At 69.9% G+C, this 21,850-nt stretch carries 17 protein-coding genes; 6 read left to right on the top strand and 11 right to left on the bottom strand.

Annotated elements, in window-relative coordinates; all coding sequences use genetic code 11:
- Positions 1-72: 72 nt before the first annotated feature.
- From nucS to DJ75_RS11610, 4 genes are all read right to left on the bottom strand, one after another.
- Positions 73-855, bottom strand: a complete 783-nt coding sequence (nucS, locus tag DJ75_RS11625; protein WP_094524630.1) for an endonuclease NucS — start codon at positions 853-855, stop codon at positions 73-75.
- A 363-nt stretch (positions 856-1,218) separates the two neighbouring features.
- Positions 1,219-2,508 (bottom strand): adenosylhomocysteinase, encoded by a 1,290-nt coding sequence (locus tag DJ75_RS11620; RefSeq protein ID WP_094524629.1) that lies wholly within the window; start codon positions 2,506-2,508, stop codon positions 1,219-1,221.
- A gap of 114 nt (positions 2,509-2,622) precedes the next feature.
- Positions 2,623-3,681, bottom strand: a complete 1,059-nt coding sequence (locus tag DJ75_RS18670) for a hypothetical protein (RefSeq protein ID WP_176451447.1) — start codon at positions 3,679-3,681, stop codon at positions 2,623-2,625.
- Between the two features lie 277 nt (positions 3,682-3,958).
- Positions 3,959-5,278, bottom strand: coding sequence for an amidohydrolase (locus tag DJ75_RS11610; RefSeq protein ID WP_094524628.1), 1,320 nt, complete (start codon positions 5,276-5,278; stop codon positions 3,959-3,961).
- Between the two features lie 128 nt (positions 5,279-5,406).
- Between DJ75_RS11610 and DJ75_RS11605 the strand changes: the two genes are divergently transcribed.
- Together DJ75_RS11605 and DJ75_RS11600 are read left to right on the top strand one after the other, a co-directional pair.
- A complete protein-coding gene (locus tag DJ75_RS11605; RefSeq protein WP_254921971.1) occupies positions 5,407-6,210 on the top strand; it encodes a PHP domain-containing protein in 804 nt (267 codons plus the stop codon).
- 48 nt (positions 6,211-6,258) lie between these two features.
- Positions 6,259-6,603, top strand: a complete 345-nt coding sequence (locus tag DJ75_RS11600; protein WP_094524627.1) for a dihydroneopterin aldolase family protein — start codon at positions 6,259-6,261, stop codon at positions 6,601-6,603.
- 37 nt (positions 6,604-6,640) lie between these two features.
- Here the strand turns inward: DJ75_RS11600 and DJ75_RS11595 are convergent, their stop codons facing one another.
- On the bottom strand, positions 6,641-8,272 hold the full coding sequence (locus DJ75_RS11595) for a GTPBP1 family GTP-binding protein (protein WP_094524626.1): 1,632 nt from the start codon (positions 8,270-8,272) through the stop codon (positions 6,641-6,643).
- Between the two features lie 138 nt (positions 8,273-8,410).
- Between DJ75_RS11595 and DJ75_RS11590 the strand changes: the two genes are divergently transcribed.
- Together DJ75_RS11590 and DJ75_RS11585 are read left to right on the top strand one after the other, a co-directional pair.
- A complete protein-coding gene (locus tag DJ75_RS11590) occupies positions 8,411-11,743 on the top strand; it encodes a PAS domain-containing protein (RefSeq protein WP_094524625.1) in 3,333 nt (1,110 codons plus the stop codon).
- Positions 11,744-11,931: 188 nt separating this feature from the next.
- Complete coding sequence (locus DJ75_RS11585; protein WP_094524624.1) at positions 11,932-12,858, top strand: hypothetical protein; 927 nt, start codon at positions 11,932-11,934, stop codon at positions 12,856-12,858.
- Positions 12,859-12,983: 125 nt separating this feature from the next.
- On the opposite strand, the gene DJ75_RS11580 is transcribed toward DJ75_RS11585, so the two are convergent.
- Positions 12,984-16,043 carry a PAS domain-containing protein gene (locus DJ75_RS11580; protein ID WP_094524623.1) on the bottom strand — a complete coding sequence of 1,020 codons (3,060 nt, stop codon included), beginning with the start codon at positions 16,041-16,043 and terminating at the stop codon, positions 12,984-12,986.
- Positions 16,030-16,575, bottom strand: a complete 546-nt coding sequence (locus DJ75_RS11575; protein WP_094524622.1) for a HalOD1 output domain-containing protein — start codon at positions 16,573-16,575, stop codon at positions 16,030-16,032. Before DJ75_RS11575 ends, DJ75_RS11580 begins: the two co-directional genes overlap by 14 nt.
- A 620-nt stretch (positions 16,576-17,195) precedes the next feature.
- On the opposite strand from DJ75_RS11575, the gene DJ75_RS11570 reads away from it, so the two are divergent.
- Positions 17,196-18,074: a ZIP family metal transporter gene (locus DJ75_RS11570; RefSeq protein WP_394338277.1), complete on the top strand. Its 879-nt coding sequence runs from the start codon at positions 17,196-17,198 to the stop codon at positions 18,072-18,074.
- A gap of 34 nt (positions 18,075-18,108) precedes the next feature.
- Here the strand turns inward: DJ75_RS11570 and DJ75_RS11565 are convergent, their stop codons facing one another.
- A complete protein-coding gene (locus DJ75_RS11565) occupies positions 18,109-19,140 on the bottom strand; it encodes a transcription initiation factor IIB family protein (RefSeq protein ID WP_094524621.1) in 1,032 nt (343 codons plus the stop codon).
- A 163-nt stretch (positions 19,141-19,303) separates the two neighbouring features.
- Here DJ75_RS11565 and DJ75_RS11560 point away from each other — a divergent pair, with 163 nt between their 5' ends.
- Positions 19,304-19,828 (top strand): hypothetical protein, encoded by a 525-nt coding sequence (locus DJ75_RS11560; RefSeq protein WP_094524638.1) that lies wholly within the window; start codon positions 19,304-19,306, stop codon positions 19,826-19,828.
- Between the two features lie 48 nt (positions 19,829-19,876).
- On the opposite strand, the gene DJ75_RS11555 is transcribed toward DJ75_RS11560, so the two are convergent.
- The 3 genes from DJ75_RS11555 to DJ75_RS11545 all read right to left on the bottom strand — a co-directional run.
- Positions 19,877-20,656 (bottom strand): AAA family ATPase, encoded by a 780-nt coding sequence (locus DJ75_RS11555; protein ID WP_094524620.1) that lies wholly within the window; start codon positions 20,654-20,656, stop codon positions 19,877-19,879.
- A 107-nt stretch (positions 20,657-20,763) separates the two neighbouring features.
- Entirely contained in the window at positions 20,764-21,183 is a 420-nt protein-coding gene (locus DJ75_RS11550) for an HIT family protein (protein ID WP_094524619.1), read from the bottom strand.
- 76 nt (positions 21,184-21,259) lie between these two features.
- Positions 21,260-21,850: MBL fold metallo-hydrolase (locus tag DJ75_RS11545; RefSeq protein WP_254921970.1), on the bottom strand; the 591-nt coding region annotated here is incomplete at its 5' end.

Genomic DNA, 21,850 nt, shown 5'->3' with positions numbered 1-21,850 from the left:
TGTAGCCCGCGCTGCGGCGATAAACCCTTCGATACCGCGGCGTCGTCGGTTCGTTTCACGGCGCTCGCCGCCTCACTCCTCGGGCGTCGGTTCGAGCGCGACGTGATCGAACCCCCGGTCCGCCAGCCGCTCGGCGGCCCGGTCCGTGACCGAGGGCGCGACGAGGACTCCACGGACGAGGGTCCCGCCGTCGCCGTCGCCGAGCGCGTCGCCGTCGCCGAGCGCGTCGCCGTCGGCGTCCGCCGCCCCCAACTCCTCGCGGAGCGCCCGCACGTACCGCGCGAGCTGGCCGACAGCGTCCGGGCCGACCCGCCGGCGCTTCAGCTCGACGACGACCGGGTTGCCGTCGCCGTCGACGCCGAACACGTCCATCGGGCCGGCGCTGGAGGGGCGCTCGGTCGCCTTCGGCTCGAACCCCGGTTCGACGAGTTCGGGGCGCTCCAGGATCCGGGTCCGGAGGTCCTCCTCGCTGCCGTGGAGCGCGAGGTCGCGCCCGCCGGTGACCGCCATCGCGGAGAGCTGGTGGACCCGGTCGAAGCGGACCGTGAGCGTCTCGTCGGGGTTGGTGCGCGTCGAACGCACCCGGAGCCGCCCCTCGCGGACCGCGGCGTGGTGCTCGGATCCCGGGGGCTGCCAGTTCACGGGCTGGCGTCCCTCGTCGGTGTGCACGAGGGCGGCCCCGTCGGGCTTCAACACGAGCAGGCGGTCGCCGGCGCCGAGGTCGGACGCGGCGCGGCCCTCGTAACTGACCGTGCAGCGCCCGAAGACGCTGATCAGGTCGCCGCGCTCGAAGGCGTCCTCCAACTCCCAGAGGGCCTCGCGGTGGCTCGGGTCGTGGACGCTCGTGACTGTCACTACTACTCGTACGTGGTTGTCGCTCAAAAAGGAAGCGCGGTCGACTGTTTATAAATGATCGGGGATGGATCGGCGGAGAACGCCTCCAAAGCCCCAGCCGCGAAGGCGGGCGCACGCTCGCTGCGCGCCTCACTCGGTCGTTCGCTTCGCTCACTCCCTCGCTACGGTGCTTACGTCGCCTGCGCCCGCCTTCGCGGCTGCCCCTTTGAGTCCCACCCGACCACACCGCGACCGCACCACACGCCTCCCCAGCCTCGCGGCTCCCTCCGGTCGCCGCGTCCCTCGCACGCGCTCCTGGTGGCCTGTCGGCCACTCGGAGGCGCGCGCCACCGCACAAATCTGATTATAAACGCCGCCGCCGCGTTAGGTCCCGTGCTCCCAGCTGTCCATGTACTCGCGCTGCGCGTCGCTGAGGGCGTCGTGTTCGACGCCCTCCGCGGCGAGCTTGATCTCGGCGACCTCGCGGTCGAGCTCGTCGGGCACGTCGTGGACGCCGGGCTCGTACGCCTCGCCGTTCGCGGCCAGCTCGCGGACGACGACCGCCTGGACGCCGAAGCTCTGGTCCATCACCTCGACCGGGTGGCCGAGCGAGATGGGCGCGGCGAGGTTGACGAGCCGGCCCTCGGCGAGCACGTTGAGGACGCGGCCGTCGTCCAGCTCGAACCCCTCGACGCCGTCGCGGACCTCGTAGCGGTCGACGGCGAGGTCGTCGAGGTCGTCGAGGTTCACTTCGACGTCGAAGTGGCCGGCGTTGGCCAGCAGGACGCCGTCCTGCATCCGCTCGAAGTGCTCGCGGGTGATCACGTCGCGGTTGCCCGTCGTCGTGATGAACACGTCGCCCTTCGCCGCGGCCTCGGCCATCGGCAGCACCTCGTACCCCTCCATGTGCGCCTCCAGCGCCTTGCGGGGGTCGACCTCGCAGACGATGACGTTCGCGTTCTGGCCGGACGCCTTCTTCGCGACGCCCTTCCCGCACTGGCCGTAGCCGCCGACGACGACGTTCTTGCCGGCCCACGAGAGGTTCGTCGTCATCGCGATGGTCGCGAGCGAGGACTCGCCGGTCCCGTGGACGTTGTCGAACAGCTGTTTCATCGGCGTGTCGTTCACGGCGAAGACGGGATACTTGAGCTCGCCGTCGGCGTCCATCGCGCGCAGGCGGTGGACGCCCGTGGTCGTCTCCTCGGCGCCGCCGACGATGGAGTCGATCAGCTCGGGGTACTCCTCGTGGACGAGCTTCACCATGTCCATCCCGTCGTCGACGGTGACGGTCGGGTCGTGGGCGATGCAGGCGTGCATCGCGTCGTAGTACTCCTCGTCGTCGACGCCGCGGACCGCGTAGGAGGTGATCGACTCGTGGGTGTCGAGCGCGGCCGACACGTCGTCGTGGGTCGAGAGCGGGTTGCACCCGGTGATCGCCACTTCGGCGCCGCCGTCGGCGAGCAGTTCGACGAGGTTCGCCGTCTTCGCCTCGACGTGCATCGCCATCGCGATCGTCTCGTCGGCGAGCGGCTGCTCGTCGACGAACTCCTCGCGGAGCGCGTTCAGGATCGGCATGTGCTGGAGCGCCCAGTCCATCTTCCGGCGCCCCTCCTCCCGGGCCGTCTCGAGGTCCGAGAGGTGCTTCGCCACCGGCGGATACGCGGTTTCGCTCATGCCTCTCGGTTCGCTCACGGCGCACTAAACCCTGCCGACACCGGGCCGCGTTGAAAACGCTGAAAAGGGATCCGCGTCGGTCGCGTCTCGGCTACCGCGTCGCTCGCGCGTCAGTTACGGCGGGCCGTTGCCGTTCCCGTTACCCGGGCCGCCAGCGCCGTCGTCGTCATCGTCGTCATCGTCTTCGTCGTCGTCCGCTTCCTCGTCGTCATCCTCCGCGTCGCTCTCTTCTTCCGCGTCGTCCGCGTCGTCCGCGTCGTCCGCGTCGTCGCCCTCGTCGTCGCCGTTACCGGCGTGCTCCGGGGGACCCTGTTCGCCGTCGTTGCCCTGTCCCGCGTGATCGGGCGCGCTGCCGTTGCCGTTACCGGGCGCGTCGCTCTCGTTCTCGGCGGTGTCATTCTCGGCGTCGTCCGGGCCGCCGGGGCCGCCCGCGTGGTCCGGCGCGTTACCCGGGTTGTTCTCCGTCACGAAGTCCGAGACGGCGTCGCCGATGCCGCCCTCGCGGTCGCCGATCTGCTCGACGAACTCGCGGACGAGCTGTCCGAACGGCCGGTCCTCCGCGGCCCCCTCGCCGGTCGTCAGGTCGACCGTCGTCGAGACGGTGCCGTTCCCGAACTCGGCGGTCACGTCGACCGTGACGTTCTCCTCGGCGGCGGGGAGCGTGACCGTGCCGTTCTCGTCGGTCTCGTAGTCGCGCTCGCCGACGTAGGTGACGTTCTGACCGTCGGCGGTGGTGACGTTCACGGAGGCGTTCTCGGCGGCCTCGCCGTCGTCGGTGACCGTGACGACGGGCTCGCCGTCGGTGTTCTCGACGTCGACTTCGAGGCCGTCGGGCGCCTCCAGATCGGCCGTCGCGGAGACGGAGTCGTTCTCGGCGGTGGCGGTCACCTCGACCGTCACGTCCTGCTCGGGGACGGGGAGGTCGACGGTGCCGTTCGCGTCCGTCTCGTACTCGCCCGCTCCCGCGTACGACTCGTTCTCCGCGTCGACCACGCTCACGTTGACCGTGGCGTTCTCGACCGCGGTGCCGTTCTCGTCTGTCACCGTAACCGTCGGCTGCTCGCCGTCGTCGTCGACGGCCACTTGGAGGTGGCCGTCGGCGGCGGCGACGCCGGTCATCGCGCCGAGCGCGACGACCGCGACCAGTAGGATGGCTGTCGTGCGTTCTCTCATGTCCACCTGAGGCCACTGGCCCTTTACATATAAATAGAGAGTTCAGTTAAGCCGGTTTAAACCGGATTTTATCCGACTTAGCGGCTCTGTGTCGGTACTTTTGTGTTTCACCGGCACTTCGGCGGTAATCGGTCCATATTGCCTCCGATCCGAGCGCCGATGACGCCGGTCCGCGGCTCGGACGCGGCTCGGACGCGGCTCGGACGCGGTGCGACCGCGCTCGCTATTCGCTGGTGTGCTCGCTTCGTCGCGGCGCTCCCGTTCGTCGACGCGATCGCTATTGGTCGACGCGGTCGACGAGGTCGGCGGCGGCCTCGGCCGCGCGCTCCTGAACCGCATCGGCGTCGAGCGTCAGCACCTCTCGGTCGCGCATCAACACCTCACCGGCGCAGACGGTGTGCCTCACGTCGCTCCCGCGCGCCGCGTACGCGAGGTGCGAGACGGGGTCGTGGACGGGCGTGAGGTGCGGGGCGTCGAGGTCGACGACGGCGAGGTCGGCGGCCGCGCCCGGCTCGATCCGCCCGCCGGGGAGGCCGAGCGCGTCGGCGCCCGCCGCGGTCGCCATCTCCACGACGGCCTCCGCCGGGACCGCAGCGGCGTCGTCCGCGGCGAGCTTCCCGAGCATCGCGGCGTCGCGCATCTCGTCGAAGACGTCGAGGTCGTTGTTCGAGGCCGCCCCGTCGGTGCCGAGCGCGACCGTGACGCCCGCCTCGCGGAGCCGCTGGACGGGGGCCATCCCGCTGGCGAGCTTCATGTTCGAGGCCGGGCAGTGGACGACCGCGGTCCCCGCGTCGGCGAGCCGGTCGACCTCGGCGTCGTCGAGGTGGACGCCGTGCGCGAAGAAGTCGTCCGGGCCGAGCGCGTCGAGGTCGGCCGCGTACGCGACCGGGCGCTCCCCGCGCTCGTCGACGATCGGGTCGACCTCGTCGACCGTCTCGTTCGCGTGGAGGTGCACCGGGACACCGGCCTCGCGCGCCGCCGCGACCCCCTCGCGCAGGAGCTCCTCGCCGACCGTCGTCAGCGAGTGCGGCATGAACGCGGTCCGGATCCGCCCGTCGGCGGCGCCGTCGAGCTCGCGGGCGACCGCGATGCTCTCCTCGACGTCGGCGCGGGCGTCGGCCTCCCCCTTGCCGACCGTCACGACGCCGTGCCCGAGCCGCGCGCGCAGGCCGGCGCGGTCGACGACCTCGGCCACCCGGTCCATCGCGAAGTACATGTCCGCGAACGCGGTCGTCCCCGAGCGGATCATCTCCAGCGCGCCGAGCGCGGCGCCGGCCTCGATGTCGTCGTCGGTCAGTTCGGCCTCGGCCGGCCAGATATCCTCTCGGAGCCATGCGTCCAGCGGCTTGTCGTCGGCGTACCCGCGGAGCAGCGTCATCGCGGCGTGCGTGTGCGCGTTAACGAGGCCGGGGATCACGAGCGACCCCGTCGCGTCGAGGGTCTCGTCGGGCGTCGCCGGGGCCCCTCCCTCGCCGTCCGCGGTCTCCTCCCCTACCGCGAGGATCGTCCTCGCGTCGCGGTCGATCGTCACGTCGGCCTCGGTCACGGCGCCGTCCGGGCGGAGGACGCGGCCGCCCGTCACGCGAAGCGCGTTCATACGGACCGATTTCGACCCTCGAACCAAACGGCTTCGGTTCGAGAACGACGGGGTGGGCGGGGGTCGGCCGTCTCCCCCGACTCCACGCTCGCGACGGGCTTACGCCGCTCCGGCCCTTCCCTTCAGGAGTGACCGCCGACGTCCACGCGCACACGTCCTACTCCGACGGGTCCGGGATCCCGCTCATGGTCGACGCCGCCGAGGCGGCGGGGCTCGACGCCGTCGGGTTCGCCGACCACTGCAGCCTGAGCGAGGCGTGGCGCGACGAGCGCCTCTTGTGGAACCGGAACTTCGACCGCACGCACGAGCGCCGGCGGGAGGCGCTCGCGGTCGCCGCCGACCGGACCGATCTGACCCTCTACGACGCGGTCGAGATGGACTACGAGCCCGAGTTAGCGCCCGCGATCGGCGACTTCCTCGCCGCGGCCGACTTCGACTACGCGATCGGCAGCGTCCACTACGTCGCCGGGAAGCAGGTGTTCCCGTTCGAGTCGTTCGACGACGCGAGCGACGCCGAGCGCCGCGCGTTCGTCGACGACTACTACGACGCCATCGTCTCGCTCGTCGGGTCGGGACTGTTCGACGTGCTCGCGCACGTCGACCTCGTGGAGAACCACCCCGCGCTCAGCGGGCTCACGACGGCCGCCCACCGGGACCGGGTCGCGGCCGCCTGCGCCGACTCCCGGACCGTTCCCGAGATCAACGCCGGCAGGGCCGGCGACCGCGGCGAGTTCGACCTGTTTCATCCGACCGATCCGTTCGCGGAGGCGTTCCGCGACCGCGGCGTCCGGTTCGTCGTGGGGACCGACTCGCACGACCCCGAGGACTTCGCCGACCGGGTCCCGCGGCTGGAGCGCTACCTCGACGAGACGGGGATCGAGCCGCTTCCCGTCGAGTCGCTCTTGGGAGATCCGCCGACGGCCACCGAGTAGCGCCGTCTCCTCCGAAGCCTCTTAGGCCGCTGCCGCCGCAGTACGGACATGGCAAGCGACGCCCAGCAGGCGTGTTTCGAGGCCGGGATCAAGTTCGGCTCGCTGTACCACCAGTTCGCCGGGACGCCGGTCAGCCCGTCGAGCGCGCGGAGCTTGGAGGCCGCGATGGCCGAGTCGATCGAGAACCAGCCGTTCTGCGAGTCGGTGACGGTCGACATCCACGACGACCGCGTCGCCGACGCGATCGACCACGAGAACGGCTACACCGAGCTCACCGGCTCGCTGATGGACGTCGAGATGCGGATCGAACGCGAGGGCGTGACGGTCCGCACGCAGATGACGATGCGCGACGGCTACCCGCTGATGGAACTCGTCTCCGTCGAGGGGGACTGAACCGCCCGGCCGACGACCGCACCCCCCGCCGACCGACTCACTCCGCCGAGTCCACGCCCCGAATCGTCCCGACGCCCTTGCTCGACCCCTCGCGGAAGACGAACCGCTGGCCCTCCTCCACGAGGTAGGGCCGGAACTTGAACCGGACCCGCGTCTGTCCGGTGTCGCCGGGCAGGAGCCGGCCGCCCTCGGGCGCGAAGACGGCGGCCTCGGAGACGGTCTCCACGTGGACGACCGGCTCGTACCCCTCCTGGATTCTGGTCGGGTGGTTCAGCACCATCACCTCGGCCTCGAACTCGCGGACGGGGTCGGGGTCGCTCTCGCGCGGCACCAGGGCCATCCCGCGCTCGATCTCCGCCTCGTCGACCCCCTTCAGCGCGATGCCGACGATCCGGCCGGCGCTCGCCTTGTCGACCCGGTGGTAGTGCATCTCGATCGAGCGCGCCTCCACCTCGCGGAAGGAGCCGTCGGCCATCGGGCCGAGGAGGAGCTCGTCGCCGGCCTCGACGGTGCCGGAGTTGACCGTGCCGGACGCGACGGCGCCGACGCCGGTCACCTTGTAGCTCCGGTCGACGTACATCCGGAACTCCGCGCGCTCCGGGGTCGCCCGCTTCGGGAGCGTCTCGAACAGCCGGTCGAGCGTCCCGAGCCCGTCCTTCGTCACCGCGCTGGTCCGGAGGAGCGGCACGACGCCGTCGCCGACCTCCGCGACCGCCGCGTCGATCCCGTGGCGGTCCACGAGGAGGGGGGTCTGCCCGGCGTCCCGTAGCATCGACTCGGCCTCGCGCTCGACCTCGGCGACCCGGTCGTCGCTCACGGCGTCCGCCTTCGTGATCGCGACGATCGTCGGCAGCTCGGTCGCCAGCAGGATGCCGAGGTGCTCGCGGGTCGTCTTCGTCGGCCCGTCGTCGGCGGCGACGACGAGGAGCCCGTAGTCGAGCTTCTGGCCGACGAGCCCGCGGATCGTCGTCCGCAGCCACGGCTCGTGGCCGACCGTGTCGACGAAGGAGACGAGTCGGTCGGCCTCCTCGACGATCCGCGCGCGGTCGGACTTGCGGTGCGGGTTATCCATCCGGACCGGCTCGCCGCCCGCCTCCTCGAAGCCGTAGACGGCGTACGACAGGTCGGCGGAGAGCCCCCGCTCGACCTCGTGGGGCTGGACGTCGAGGAAGCCGCGCGTCCCGCCCTGGCCGTCGTCGGCCCGCCCGGTCACGAGGGTGCCGACGAGCGTCGACTTCCCGTGGTCGACGTGGCCGGCCGTGCCGACCACGAGGTGGTCGTCGTCCGTCTCGAACATCCCGCCGTCGCGGAGGGTCGCGAGACCGACGAGTCCCTCCGAACCGCCGTTGCCGGCCGAGCCGGCGCTCCACGTCTCCACGTCGGCGATGTGGGCGTCCGCCTCGTCGGCCAACAGCGAGAGGACGTCCATCGTCTCGGAGAAGGTCTCGGGCGCGATCCCGGCCAGCCCGCCGTCGTCGGTGACGCCGAGGACGTACGTCGCCTCGCCGTCGCCCGAGAGCACTCGGTGGCGGAGCTGGGCCACGAGCGACTCCATGCGTCCCTCCGCCAAGTGGACCTCGCGTGTCAGCCGCTCTTTGAACTCGATCGCGCCGCCGTCGCGCTCGCCGCGCTCGATGGCCCGCCGTAACGCGGACCGGTCAGCGCTCATACACGCTCATAGGCGACAGCCGGGCTTAACGGTTTTCGTGCGATCCGTCCCCACGTCACGTGATCGCTCCCGAGCGCTCGGGAGCGCTCCCGAGCCGATACACTCAGGTCAGTTCGGAATGCTGATTTACGTAACAAGATGAGTTTGGATCGCATCTCGGCCGACTCTGGGGCCGACCCGTTCCTGGCGCGGCTGGCGATAAAAGCTCCCTCTCCGATCCTCGCGGCGGAGGCCGACAGCGGCACGGTCGTCGCGGTCAACGAGGCTGCGACCGAGCTGTTCGGTCGCGACCGCTCGTCGCTCGTCGGCATGCACCAGACCGAGCTTCACCCGCCGGAGGCCGAGCAGAACGTGCGCGAGGGGTTTCAGGCGGTCCGAGACGCGGGACGGGAACGCGCTTCCGGCGAGGCGGCGGAGCCGGTCACGATCCTGCGTGCGGACGGGTCGACGGTGCCCGTCGACGTGCGGTCGACGCCGTTCACGCACGCCGGCACGGAGTACGTGCTCGGCATCTTCACGGACGCGAGCGAGCGGGTGGCGCACCTCACCCGGGTCGAACGGCAGGCGACCGCGATGGACCTCACGACATCCGGCATCGCGCTGCTGGACGCGGACGGCACGTACACGTACCTCAACGACGCCCACGTCACGATGTTCGGCTACGACGACGCCGACGAGCTGCTCGGCGGGACGTGGCGACAGATCTACGCGGACGATGTCATCGAGCGGATCGAACGCGAGGTCCTCCCGGTCGTCGCGGAGACGGGATCGTGGGACGGGGAGCTGGTCGGCGTCAAGCGGGACGGCACGCCGATCACGCAACGCGTGTCGCTCGCGCAGCTCCCCGACGGCGGGATCACCTGTGTCAACCTCGACCTCACCGAGCAGGAGCGCCGGCTCCGCCGCCTCGGTGAGACGCGGTCGCTCGCCGAGACGCTGATGACCGCGGACGAGTACGAGGACGTGATCGACACCGCGATCGAGGGGATCGCGGAGATCATCGACCGACCGTTCTCCGGCTACTGGGCGGACGGCGCCGCCGAGACGGACTCCGCCGGGCCGAGCGCCCCCGACGACGCCCTCGTCCCGGTGTCCGTCTCCGACGAGGGGGCGTCGATCGTCGACGACGTGCCGCGATTCCGCCCGGGCGAGTCGCTCGCGTGGGACGCGTTCGACGCCGGGACGCCGGCGTACTATCCGGACGTCGCCGCGGAGCGCGGGGTCCATAACTCGGCGACGCCGATCAGCACGGAGTTCATCGTCCCCGTCGGCGACGACGGCGTGTTCATCGTCGGGGCGCGGGAGTCGGACGCCCTCGACGAGGACGAGCGCGAGCTCATCCTGATCGTCACGCAGTACCTCCGGACGGCGATCGAACTCGTCGCGCAGCGCCGACAGCTGCGCGCCGCACGCGACCGCATCGAGGCCGAGCGCAACCAGCTCGAACGCGTCATCAACACGGTCCCGCAGCTGATATTCGCGAAGAACACCGACGGCGAGTTCCTACTCGCGAACGAGGCGGTCGCCGAGGCGTACGGCACCACGGTCTCGGACCTGATCGGATCGACCGACGCCGACTACGCGACCGACCCGGACGAGGCGGACGCGTTCGCCGACGACGACAGGCGGGTGATCGAGACCGGCGAGCCGCTCCATCGCACCGAGGAGGCCCTGACCGACGCCGCGGGCAACGAACGCGTGTTGGAGACGTGGAAGATCCCGTTCTCTCCGGTCGACGGCGAGGGAGACGCGGTGCTCGGCGTCGCCAACGACATCACCGACCTCACCGACGCGCGCGACGAGCTCGACCGTCAGCGCCGGCTGACGAACCTCTACGCCGTGAGCAACCGCGTGTTCCAGGCGACGGACCCGCAGGACGCGTTCGACGCCTGCGTCGAGGCGGTCGCCGACGTGGTGACGGCGGACGAGCTAGCGATATACGACCGCGACACCTCGGAGGGGGAGCTGGTGCGGCTGGCGACCGCGGGCGACGAGGCCGCCCCGCCCAGTCGCCGACGCATCGAGCCGGGCGAGACGGACCTCTGGCGAGCGTTCAGCGAGCCCGAGACGTGCTGGCTCCCGGCCGACGCCGTCGTCGACTCGGCCGACGCGGCCGGGAAGCAGGCGCTCGCCACGCAGCTCGGTGACACGAGCCTGCTGAGCGTGGTCGTCGACGAGCGGAACGAGTCGCTGGAGTCGTTCATCCGGGCGGTGAGCCAGCAGGTCTCGGCCGCGCTCACCCAGCTCCGCCAGGAGACGTCGATAGCGGGCCTCTCGAACGACGTCGCCAGCACCCGGCGACAGGCGAACCGGCACAGGGACCTGCGGGAGGGCGTCGTCGACGCCGTTGAGACCATCGCGACGGCGGAGACGCCGGCTGCGGTGCGCGAAGCGATCGTCGACGTCGGCGGTCGGGTGGCGGAGTACGCGTTCGTCGGCACGTACGACCCGGCCGCAAAGCGGGTCGACCCGGTCGAGGTGACCGAGCCGGGCGGACCCGCGAAGCTGTACGAGACCGACGAGCAGTCGTTCCCCGCGGTCGTCGCCGCCACGCGCGACGAGCGGCAGCACGCCGTGGACGGGCAGGCGACCGCGGCCGGTCACGGCGAGTGGATCAACCGGCTGCTCCACTTCGGCTACCGGGAGTCGTTCGCGGTTCCGGTGAGCCACTACGGGACCGTCCACGCCGTCGCCGAGTTCATCAGCACGGACGCCGAGTGCTTCGCCGAGCCGGAGCGGCGGGCGCTCGGCGCGGTCGCGGACGCCGCCGGGATGCGCCTGTCGACGCTCGAGTCCGCCACCGCGTCGAACGCGTCTATCGCCTTCGCCCTGGAGTGCCGGCGGCCGTCGCCGCTCTTCCCCGGCCTCCCGGCGGACGGCTCGATCGCCGTCGAGCACGTCGCGATGACCGGCGGCGAGAGCTTTCACCTGACCGGCCGCGTCGACGGCTACACCGAAACGGCGTTCCGCGACTACGTCGCGGCGACGCCGGGCATCGAACTCGACGGCGTCGACTCCGTCGACCGCGACACCCACGAGGTCGCCGTGCGGATGCGGGACACGCCGGACCGCTCGCTGGCCGCCGTCCGCGACGTGCTCGCCGGGACGGACACGCGGCTGCGCGGCGTCCGTTCCCGCCCGGACGCCGACGTCTTGGCGTTTCGGACGACGGATCCGACGGTGATCGGGCGGGTCCGGGCGGCGCTGGTTCCCGTCTCCGACTCGTGTCGGCTCGTCTCGAAGCGGCACGTCTCCGAGCCGTCCGGGGGCCCCGACGAGTCGACCGGGGAGCCGGACCTGACCACCCGCCAGCGAGAGATCGCGGAGACGGCGCTCCGAGAGGGGTACTACGACGATCCGCGCCGCATCAGCGGCACCGACCTCGCTGACCGATTCGACGTGTCCTCGTCGACGCTCCACCAGCACCTCCGCGCCGCGGAGTCGAAGATCATGCGCGGCTTCTTCGAGTGACGGCCGCCAGCCGACCGCGGCAACTCACACGGACATATTCGGTATCACACCGGCCTGCCACATATCTTCGGACGTAGAACTATCGGCGATACTACGACAATAGCAGGTATGAACCCCGCTCGAAACGGCGCGGTGCGAACTCCTGTGGCGCCCCTCACACGGGCAGTGTCGACCGGGGGTGAGGATCGGTGAGCGCCGACGGATCCGAGCTGCCGACGCTGGTGTACGAGTACCTGAACCGCTCTACTGACCCCCTCGCGAGCGCGGCGGGCGACGACCGGTCGTCGTGGGTCCACCCCTCCGTCTCCGTCAACGAACGGGGGGACGACCTGGTCGAGAGGCTGCTCGCCGCCGAGCGACGCCCCGGAGAGGTGTTCGAAGCCGTGTTGAACCCCTCTCCGGAGACGGTCACGCCGGCCTTTATCGCCGACACCGCCGTTCAGTACGACGACGTCGTCGGCTTCGCGGCGCCGAGCTCCCAGCTGTACGACGACCTGTTCTACGCCGTGTACGAGGCGATGGCGGAAACGGGCGCGGTGTTGACGACGAAGTACCCGCGTCACGAGGTCTACGGCCGACTCTCGGCGATGGACCCGCTCGTCATCGACTCGACGCCCGGCGCGGAGGCGGACGGCGGCGTCGACATCGCGACGAGCGACGCGGGGTCGGTCCGGTGCGGCGACCTCACGTCGCTCGGGGTCGCCGCCGAGCGCGCGACGATGCGGCTCGCGACGGACGACCGACCCGGGACCTTCGCGATCGCGACGATGACGCAGCTGCTCGCGCACCACGACGCCCGCACGCTCGACAGGTTCCTCCACGAGCTGGTCGGCCAGTGGCGCAATCAGGGCGTCGGCGGACTCGTCCACCTGCCGCCGACAACCGACGTCGACGGCGCCGACCGGTTCGGGGCGGCGCACCTCGATTACGTCATCGAGATACGAACCGGCGACGGCCAGATCGAGGCGCGCGTGTCTGGGAAGCAGGGCGTTGCTCCCACATGGCAGGTGGTTGGCTCGGCGCCGTGCTCGGATAGCGAAGCGTCGGTCCGGTTGGTGGACCGACAGCTCTCCGGGACAGCCGACGAAGGTGGCGGCGAGTCTACCTCGGAATAGCACCCGGCGAATCCGGGCCACGAGCCGGCCTCGATCGCTGGATTTCGGCTCGCTGATCTTCGTCGTGAGGCCGCGCTTTGTTCGTCGACCACCCCATACTCCTCGCGGTTTGTACAGTACGCTCTTTAGGCCATCCGGCTGGGTTCGACCGAAGCCGGGTTGCGGTTTGCTGACGCCGTCGGAACGCGAAGCACGACCTCGGTACCTGTGTCGGTCACGTCGACGTCGACCTCCCCGCCAAGCATCGAAACTAACATACGAATCAGCCAGATCCCGAGCGCGGAACCGTGCTGTAACGGCGTCTCTTCGCCGGTGACGAGTACCCCCCGCTCGATATCTGGCATGCCAGGCCCGTCGTCAGTCACGACGATCTGGAGCCAGCCGTCGTCTGCCTGTCTCACCGATACGTTGACGTGCGGGTCTTCTCTGTCTCCTGCGGCCACCGCGTTCTTCATCACCTCGGTAAGCGGGTGTGTAAGCCATCGTGAGACAGTCCCGTCGGTCGCGTCGACAGAGACGGCGATCGTTGCGTCCGAGTGGTCATCCCGTACCGCCGTCGCGGCCTTTTCAGTGACCTCAGCGATGTTAACGGTTGACTCGTCGTGTGGTATCTCCCGTATCGCGCGATCGATCACCTGCATTTTGTTCGTAAGCCGTTCCCATCCGTCGAATATACGCGTCAGTCGGCGGAGGTGATCTTGACGACAGTCAGCGTCCGGTTCCTCGGCGAGCATCGTTGTCCATCCCACGAGCTTGTTTAAATCGTTGCGGACGTTGTGTCGGACGACCCGCTGGAACACCTGTAAATGCTGTCGCTGTCGCGTCTTCACGGTGATATCCTTCCCCTCAACGGCGATCAGCGTGATTTCACCAGCGGCGTTACGAATTGGCTTGAACGACACGTCGATGCGTGCGAGACCATCTGGACCCTGTAGTTCTCCTTCGGTCTGGACGAGTTCACCGTCACCCGCGCGGTTGACCGCCTCAGAAACCGTGAGTCCGTGGTTCGGGTCAAGGCTCAGCCACGGGAATTTGTCGATCGGTTCACCAACAATTGTCGACCGATCAACACCGATGCGTGCGACCAGCGTATCGTTCACGTCAGTCACGGTTTTATTGGGGCGGACTAACGCGGTAAGCTGGTGTGGGCTGTTAAACACAGCCTCCAGTCGCCGAGTGTACTTCTCGCGTTCAGAGATATCAATAAACAACACATCGGTACCGACGACTTCGTCGTCAACGGTGCGTGGGATCGCCCGTAACAGACACGGGACCGTGTCGCCGTCCGTCGTCACGAGCGTGCGTTCTGCGACGGTGAGATCACCGCTAAGCGCGCGTTCGTAGCCGTCTGACTGGAGTGAATCAGTCGAGCTATCGTCATAAAACTCACTGAGCGGCTGTCCAACCACCGCTTCGCGCTCGCACCCCAGCGCGTCGGAAAACGACCGGTCACAGGCCTCAATGACTGCTTCGCCGCCAACGGCCCGAGTTTGAACGAACAGCAGCGGGCCCTGATCAAACAGTTTCGACGCCCATTTCACACGCTCGGAGCGCTTCGTCGCGTCTCGCCCCATCGCCAGCACACTGGCAGAGCCATCACCCGCATCACTCACAACGGTGTGTAGATCTATCCACGTGACTTCGCTGTCATCCGTCCCGATTCGTATCGTCTCAGCAGCCGGGTCACCGGTCTCGATCGGGCGCCGCAGGGCGTCAGCGGCACGTTCGCGGTCCTCCGGATAAACTACTGCTTGCCATTCGTCTATCGTCGTCGGGCTCGCTCCGACCGTCTCTCGTAAAGTGGCGTCCAACGTGACTGTGTTGGTACTGAAGTCCCACTCACCGATGCCCGTCTCCGTCCCGCTGAGGACGAGTTCCAGCCGCTCAGTCTGGTCTCTGAGCTCTCTGATCCGCCGTCGTTGCTCGGTAATATCGTGTTGAACCCCGATGTAGTTTGTCACGATTCCGTTTGCGTCTCGAACCGGCGTCACGGAGAGCTTCGCCCAGTACGGTTCACCCTCCGCGGTGTAGTTTCTCAGCTTAGTCGTTATCGGTCGCTCGGTTTCGATCGCCGTACGGATGCGCTTTGTCGTCTCCGAATCTGATCCGGGGCCCTGGAGGAATCTCGGGTTTCGGCCGAGAGCCTCTGACCGCTCGTATCCGGTTAGCTGTACAAACTCCTCGTTGACGTACACCAACGGGTTCCCCGGTTGGGTCGGGTCCGTAATCTGGATGCTGGTCCCTGCTTCGTCCAGCGCCCGCTCTTTTAATGCGAGTTCGTGTTCCCGTGCTTCACGATCGCTCACGTCACGCACCGTACAGACCATTCGGGATGGGGTGACCATCGTCAGGGACAGCTCCGCCGGGAACGTCGTTCCATCTGGCCGACTTCCCGTTACTCGCCCCTGCCAGTGACCATCGCGTTCGAGCGCGTCGAAAGCTTCCTTCTCGATCCGTGCCGCTTCATCCGCAGCGTATAGCTCTCGCCAACTTCGACCGAGCAACTCCTGTTTGCTGTCGAATCCGTACATGTCGACGTGCGTCTGGTCGATATAGACGTACGACTCGTCGTCAAGAATGGCGACGCCATCGGCGGCGTCCTCAATCGCTTGTTGAAACGCCCCGAGGCGAATCTCAGAGGCGCTCTCGCCTGTCGGCTCACGTGTCTGGGAGCCAATGCGGTCGAGTGCCGCGGCCAGTAACTCCGCTGCTCGCTCTAGGACATCGCGGACGGCGGCCCCGTCCAACGCGGTCGCAGCGTCGCGGTGACCCCATCCAACCGACAGCACACGCTCGGAACCGATCGGAACGAACAGTTCCTCACGCGGCAGCCAGCGGCTGTCATCCGGTGCGATTGGTCCGGCCACCCCGTCGGTTCGAGCCGGCGCATCAGTCGTGAAACATCGCTTGATAAGAGCTGCGTCCGGTGGGGGTGTTCGGCCCGGCCGACCGATATGACGTTCGGAACTAAACGCCGGTTGGGACGGCTGTTCCGGCGGTTGGGCGTTCTCAACGCTGCTGTCGCGCTCGTTGTGGTTTCGCCACACGGTAATCGCTGCGTCTCCCAGTGTGGCACGGATCGCGGTCAGTGTCCGATCAACAGCGCCGCCTACTGTCTCTTCCCGGTTGAGGTCGACGCCGAGGTTGAACAGCGCGTCCTCGGTCACCTCGTCACCGCTCGTCATCGACCCGTGTTGCCAGCGGTTCAGTCGAACACGGCCGAGCGGTCAGGTCATCGATCAATGTCTGAATGGCCCAGAGCCGCTCCACCACTGCCCAGAGCGGGTCAACGAGTTCACTGTCCGACGCGTTGGTAGCGGCGGTCCAGACGTGTTCTTCAGCCTCGGCGAGTGCCGTTGCCGCCACTTCGAGAGCCGCTTCGGTCGACTCCCGTGCGCGTGCGTCCGCTGAGAGTCCGTAATGCAATGGCCGTGAGCGGAACGCGTCGGCGTCGATGACCTCGATCAGCTCGTCGTGCGTCATCGTCACGAACACGTCGTCGTACCGGAACGACAGCGTTCCCTCTTCGAGACGCGTCGCTGAACCGCCCGGCCCGCCGAAGAGGAGGTTTATGCCATCGGGGCTGACGTACCTATCGAGGCGTCGGAGCTCGTCGCCTTCCGTGTTTTTGAACGCCGAGACCGCATCGAACATTGCGTCGAGCGCGGATGGTGCACTCGCCGCGTCGAACCGAGTAACTGACACGTCCGAATTCATGCCGAATAATTTCACCGAATCAGTATGTCACGTTTCACGGAATAATCCGCTTCCCGCGGGCGATACCGAATATGTACGCGTGTGCGGGACTCGACGGCCGTTCAGCTCTCCGTCTCACGCGACCGGACGAGGTCGTCTGCTCGGCCTCACACTCGGCCCGGTCTCCCACCGACGTCCTCCGAGCGGCGACCTGCGTGACTCGCTGTCCTCACCGAGTCACGCGCCGTGCCTCTGACAGCGTTCCCCGTTCCGGGGATCGCGTCGACCGATATTCCCGGTCGACATCCGTATATCAGCAGATAGGATGATAAGTGGTATGACAGAAATATCAGGTAATGGCCTCTGTGACCTCACATTTTTGCTGCGCTCGCCAGAGCGCACCGCGTGCACCACGCGCCTACCGCGCCGCCGGCCGTACCGCGTTCCTCTCGTACCGTCGGCCGCTCCGCGCGCCTCGGCTCGCGGCGTCCCCGCTGACGCCGCGCGCCCGCCCGACGGGGCGTCACGGACTGCGGCTCTCTCGGCCCGTTCGTCCCGGATTCGACGCCCCGATAGCGCTCCGCGAATCGCGTCCTCGGCGGAACAATTATCAATTAATACAATATAGTTATTAATGCACAATGGTGTCTTTCGAAGACATCGCCGACCGGGCGAACGGCGATCGGGTCCCGCTGTCGACCCGCGAGCGGGCGATCGGCGGCGCCGGCGTGCTCGCGCTCGTCGCTCTCTCGGCGCTCGCGCTCGCGACCGACGTCACGTGGAAGCTGCCCGCGATCTCGTGGGTGGCGTTCGGTGCGATGGCGCTCGGCGCGCCGCTGGGCGCCCGGGCGGCGGCGGCCGATCACCCGCTCGAACCGGTCTGGGGGTACGGGCTGGCGAGCGGCGCGATGGTGACGAGCACGGCGTTGTTTCTGATCCCGCAAGCGCTCGCCCAACACGGGCGCTTCGGTAGCCTCGGCATCGCCGTCGGCTTCCTGGCGGGGTACGCCGGTCACTCGCTCGGACACCGGTTCACGCACCTCGATCTCCCGGTCGACCACACGGCCGCGGAGCTGACGGTCCACGCGCTCGCGGCCGGCGCGATCATCGGCGCCATTTACGGCGCGATGCCGTCGCTCACGTCGCTGCTCGGTATCGCGCTCGTCTCGCACAAGGCGCCGGCCGGGTACGCCGCGGCGCGCCGCCTCGCCGGGCGGGACCGGTCGGTCGCCGTGCTCGCGCTCCCGGCGGCCGCCGTCGGCCTCATCGCCCTCCCGGTCGCCGCGGTCGGCGTCACCCCGTCCAGCACCGTCCGCGGTCTGCTGTTCGGCGTCGGGGCCGGCGTGTTCCTCCACGTCGCCGTCGATCTGCTGCCCGAGTGCACGGCCGGAAGCGAGACCTGCCCCGCGGACGCCGCGGCCGACGGACACCGCCTCCGCGACCGACTCCGCACTCACGCGGCCGTCAGCTCCGTCGTCGGCGGGACCGCCGTCGTCCTCGGCTGGCTCCTGATCGGCTGACGGCTCCGCCCGCGGCGCCCCGGTCGCGCGCGGCTCACTCCCCGGTCAGGTCCACGTACGTCCGCCGGACCGTCACGGGCGTCACGTCGGCGACGTCGGCCGCCTCCCGCTGCGTGCAGTCGGCGCCCAGCTCGCGGGCCGCGGTGTACAGGCAGGCGGCGGCGACGCCGACCGGGTTGCGGCCGTTCGCGATCCCCTCTTCCACGGCGCGCTCCGCGAGCTCGCCCGCCCGCCGCTCCACGTCGGCCGCGCAGCCGAGGTCGCTCGCGAACCGCGGGAGGTACTCCGCGGGTCCGGTCGGGCCGATCGGGAGCCCGAGCTCTCGGTTCATCGCGTCGAAGGCGGCCTGGTGCTCGTCCTCGGTCGCCTTCGCCTCGGCGCACACCTCGCCCACCGTGCGGGCCACGTCGGCGGTTCGGCAGGCGACGTAGACGCAGGCGGCGGAAAAGCCCTCCAGCGACCGCCCCCGCAGCAGGCTCTCGTCCTGCGCCGAGTCGAACAGCGCGCAGGCCGCGTCGCGGACGCTGTCGGGGAGCTCCAAGACGCCGGTCAGCCGACGGATCTCGGTGTACGCGTACACCTTGTTGCGGTCGCGCTTCGTCGAGATCTGCGCCCGGTTGTGCTGGGTCCGCATCCGGGCGAGCCGCCGGCGCTTGCGCCCCTTCACGCGTGTCGAGCGACCGATCTCCGTCGAGAGTCCGCGGTCGTGCCGCGAGCGCGTCAGCGGCGCGCCGGTGCGCTTGGGGTTCGCGTCGTCGTCGTCGAACGACCGCCACTCCGGGCCGTGGTCGATCCGATCGGCCTCGACGACGAGTCCGCACTCCGTACAGACGCGTTCGGCGGAGTCGACGCGGGTCCGACCGCCGCACTCGGGACACTCGTCGACGGCGGTCGGTCCGGTCGCCGGCGTCCCTTCGGCCTCTCTCTCCCCCGCCGCAGCGGTCGTCTCGCTGTCGGCGGTCGCCTCGCGATCGGCGGTCGCCTCTCCGTCGGCGGTCGTCTCGGCGGCGCGGTCGGCGGTCTCGGTGCGGTGCGAACGGACGCGGGTCGAGCGTGCCTGACTCATCACACGTCGAACTCGGGCCCGATGCCTTACTTAAACCCGGGCGAATTCGGGGGTGATCGGCCGGATCGACGCGTTCGAACCGACCGGTTACCGGTCGGTGATCGGCGGTCTCGCACCGCCGCAGTACGGTGGTTTTAACCCGCTGACCGAGCCATCGGTTCGCATGACGCTGTCGGAGATCGCGGACGGGGTAGAGGTGACCGCGAGCCAGCGCGACCGCGGTGTCGCCGTCGCCGACGACACGGAGACGCCGCTCGTCGACCGGCTCGCGGCGCACGCGGACGACCTCCCGTGTACCCCGGCCGCGACCGCGACGCTGGTGGACGCGTACACGGCCGGGCGGAGCGTCGGCGACGCCGCCCGCGAGGCCGGGGTGACGCCGATGACGGGCGCGAAGGCGCTCCACCGCTGCGGCGTCGAGGGCGTCTGCCCGCTCGCGCCGAGCCGCCGGAGCGTCGTCCGCGACTGGCTCGACGGACGGACCGCCCGGAGCGAAGCGGTCGCGCTCGCCGGCGGCGACGAGGCCGACTTCGCGCTGGCGACGTACGTCGAGACCCACGACCCGGTCCCCGCGGTCGCCGAGGCCGTCGACGCGCACGTCGCGGGCTCCGCGCCGCTCGGCGACGGCCTCCGCGGCGACGGCGACGCTCTCGGCGGCGCGTTGGGATCGCCGGACGGCCTGCGCTGACCGTCTCGACCGCCTTCGATTCCGCTCCTCACCGTCCTTCCGACCGCCTCAGGACCGAATCCGATCGACCAGCCCCGGCTCCTCGAACTCGATCCCGAGCGCCGCGTCGAAGGCGCGCTCGTACGTCTCGGCCAGCGCCGCGACGTAGTCGCCGGTCCCGGTCGCCGCCGCGGGGGCGCTCTCGACCGCGGGGTCGACGGCCGGAAGCCGGGTGTCGGCGTTCTCCCCGACGTCGCTCTCGGCCGGCCCTTCCGCGCGAGCCACCGCGACCGTCCCGTCGACGCTCCCGCCGACGTCGGCCACGCGGCCGCGGAGCCGCTGGAGCGCGTCGCGGCCGTGCGCCGTCGCCGGGGTCACCGCCTCAACGCGGTCGGCGGCCGTGACCGCCGCGACCGCCTCGTTCGACCCCACGGGGGCGGCGTCGACGACCACGGCGTCGTACGCGGTCGCCGCCTCGTCGATCCGTCGCTCCAGCTTCCACGCGGCCTCGGCCGTCTTCGCGCGGGCGGCGCGCTCGAACGGCGCGCGGGCCGGGAGCAGATCGGCGCGTCCCGAGAGATCGGGTTCCCCGTCACGATCGCTCGACCCGGTGTCGGTCGCGTACGCCGCCGCCGACAGCGACGCGCCGGTCTCGTCGGTGACGAGCGCCGTCACGTCCGGGTCTATCCGCCCCGAGACGTACTCGGAGAGCCCCTGCGTCGTGAACGCCGCGTCGACCACGGCCACGTCGCGGCCGTCCCTCGCGCCCAGCGCGGCCAGTTCGACGGCGGTCCGTGTCGTCCCCGCGCCGCCGGTCGCTCCGACGAGCGCGAGCGTCGTCGCCTGCATGCGGTCGGCTACTCGGAGTTTCGCTGTTAACTCTGTCGTACGCCGGCCGTCGACGAGGGCCGCCGTTTATCAGGGGCGCGGTACTCGGCCGTCGACGAGGGCCGCCCTCACCCGGCGATCGCTTCGGCCACCGCGTCCAGTTCGTCGTCGGAGAGGTCGGGTCGCGTCCCGCCCACCGCGTGGAGGGGCGCGCCGCCGTCGCCCTCGAACCGCGGGATGACGTGGACGTGGACGTGGGGGACCTCCTGCCCGGCCGCCTCGCCGTCGTTGATCCCGACGTTGGCGCCGTCGGCGTCGACCGCGGCCTGCACCCGCGGGGTGAGCTCGGTCACCGTCGCGAACAGTTCGCTCGCGAGGTCGTCGTCGAGGTCGCCGACGTGCTGCGCGTGCGACTTCGGGATCACGAGCGTGTGCCCGCGTGCGAGCGGGTTGGCGTCGAGGAACGCAAGCACGTCGTCGGTCTCGTGGACGGTCCGCGCCGGGATGTCGCCGGCGACGATCGAACAGAAGATGCAGTCGTCTGACATACGCGAGGGGTCGGCGGCGCGACTCATCAAGCTTTCCCGGAAGGGGGGGTCGATCCGGGCCACGATTCGGCCGACCCTACTCCTCCGCGTCGGGGAACGGCACCTCGACGAGGTCGCCGTCGTCCGGGAGGAGCACGTCGCCGTCGAACGCCTCCCGCGCCTCCCGGCGGATCGGCGAGGCGTCGGCCGCGTACCGCGAGGAGATGTGGACGAGCGCCAGCCGCTCCGCGTCCGCGCGCTCGGCGATCTCCCCGGCCTCGCGGCCGGTGGAGTGGGCCGTGTCGCGGGCGCGGTCGGCCATGTCGTCGCCGAAGGTCGCGTCGTGGACGAGGAGGTCGGCGCCGGCGGCGGCCTCGACCGTCCGCTCTCGCGGGCGCGTGTCGGCGGTGTAGACGAGCGTCCGACCGGGCCGCGGCGGGCCGACGACCTGATCCGGCTCGACGACCGTCCCGTCCTCGGCCTCGACGGGCTCGCCGTCGTGGAGCCGGCCGAACTTCGGGCCGACGGGAACGCCGAGTTCCTCCGCCCTCGGGCGGTCGAACCGACCGGGCCGGTCGTCCTCGTCGAGGACGTACCCCTGCGAGACGGTCCGGTGCTCCGTCTCGAACGCGCGGACCGCGTAGCCGTCGGCGTCGAGCGCGACCTCGCCGGGCGCGACCTCCTCGAT

This window comes from Halorubrum sp. Eb13, from assembly GCF_002252895.1.
Lineage (GTDB): Archaea > Halobacteriota > Halobacteria > Halobacteriales > Haloferacaceae > Halorubrum.
The sequence above is the reverse complement of the archived record's forward strand: the minus strand, read 5'-3'. Positions and strand labels throughout refer to the sequence as shown.

Bases quoted from the DNA above. Each gene is read 5' to 3' on its own strand.
- DJ75_RS11620 (WP_094524629.1), bottom strand. From the start codon at position 2,508: ATGAGCGAAACCGCGTATCCGCCGGTGGCGAAGCACCTCTCGGACCTC.
- DJ75_RS18670 (WP_176451447.1), bottom strand. From the start codon at position 3,681: ATGAGAGAACGCACGACAGCCATCCTACTGGTCGCGGTCGTCGCGCTC.
- DJ75_RS11610 (WP_094524628.1), bottom strand. From the start codon at position 5,278: ATGAACGCGCTTCGCGTGACGGGCGGCCGCGTCCTCCGCCCGGACGGC.
- DJ75_RS11600 (WP_094524627.1), top strand. From the start codon at position 6,259: ATGGCAAGCGACGCCCAGCAGGCGTGTTTCGAGGCCGGGATCAAGTTC.
- DJ75_RS11595 (WP_094524626.1), bottom strand. From the start codon at position 8,272: ATGAGCGCTGACCGGTCCGCGTTACGGCGGGCCATCGAGCGCGGCGAG.
- DJ75_RS11590 (WP_094524625.1), top strand. From the start codon at position 8,411: ATGAGTTTGGATCGCATCTCGGCCGACTCTGGGGCCGACCCGTTCCTG.
- DJ75_RS11580 (WP_094524623.1), bottom strand. From the start codon at position 16,043: ATGACGAGCGGTGACGAGGTGACCGAGGACGCGCTGTTCAACCTCGGC.
- DJ75_RS11575 (WP_094524622.1), bottom strand. From the start codon at position 16,575: ATGAATTCGGACGTGTCAGTTACTCGGTTCGACGCGGCGAGTGCACCA.
- DJ75_RS11570 (WP_394338277.1), top strand. From the start codon at position 17,196: ATGGTGTCTTTCGAAGACATCGCCGACCGGGCGAACGGCGATCGGGTC.
- DJ75_RS11565 (WP_094524621.1), bottom strand. From the start codon at position 19,140: ATGAGTCAGGCACGCTCGACCCGCGTCCGTTCGCACCGCACCGAGACC.
- DJ75_RS11560 (WP_094524638.1), top strand. From the start codon at position 19,304: ATGACGCTGTCGGAGATCGCGGACGGGGTAGAGGTGACCGCGAGCCAG.
- DJ75_RS11555 (WP_094524620.1), bottom strand. From the start codon at position 20,656: ATGCAGGCGACGACGCTCGCGCTCGTCGGAGCGACCGGCGGCGCGGGG.
- DJ75_RS11550 (WP_094524619.1), bottom strand. From the start codon at position 21,183: ATGTCAGACGACTGCATCTTCTGTTCGATCGTCGCCGGCGACATCCCG.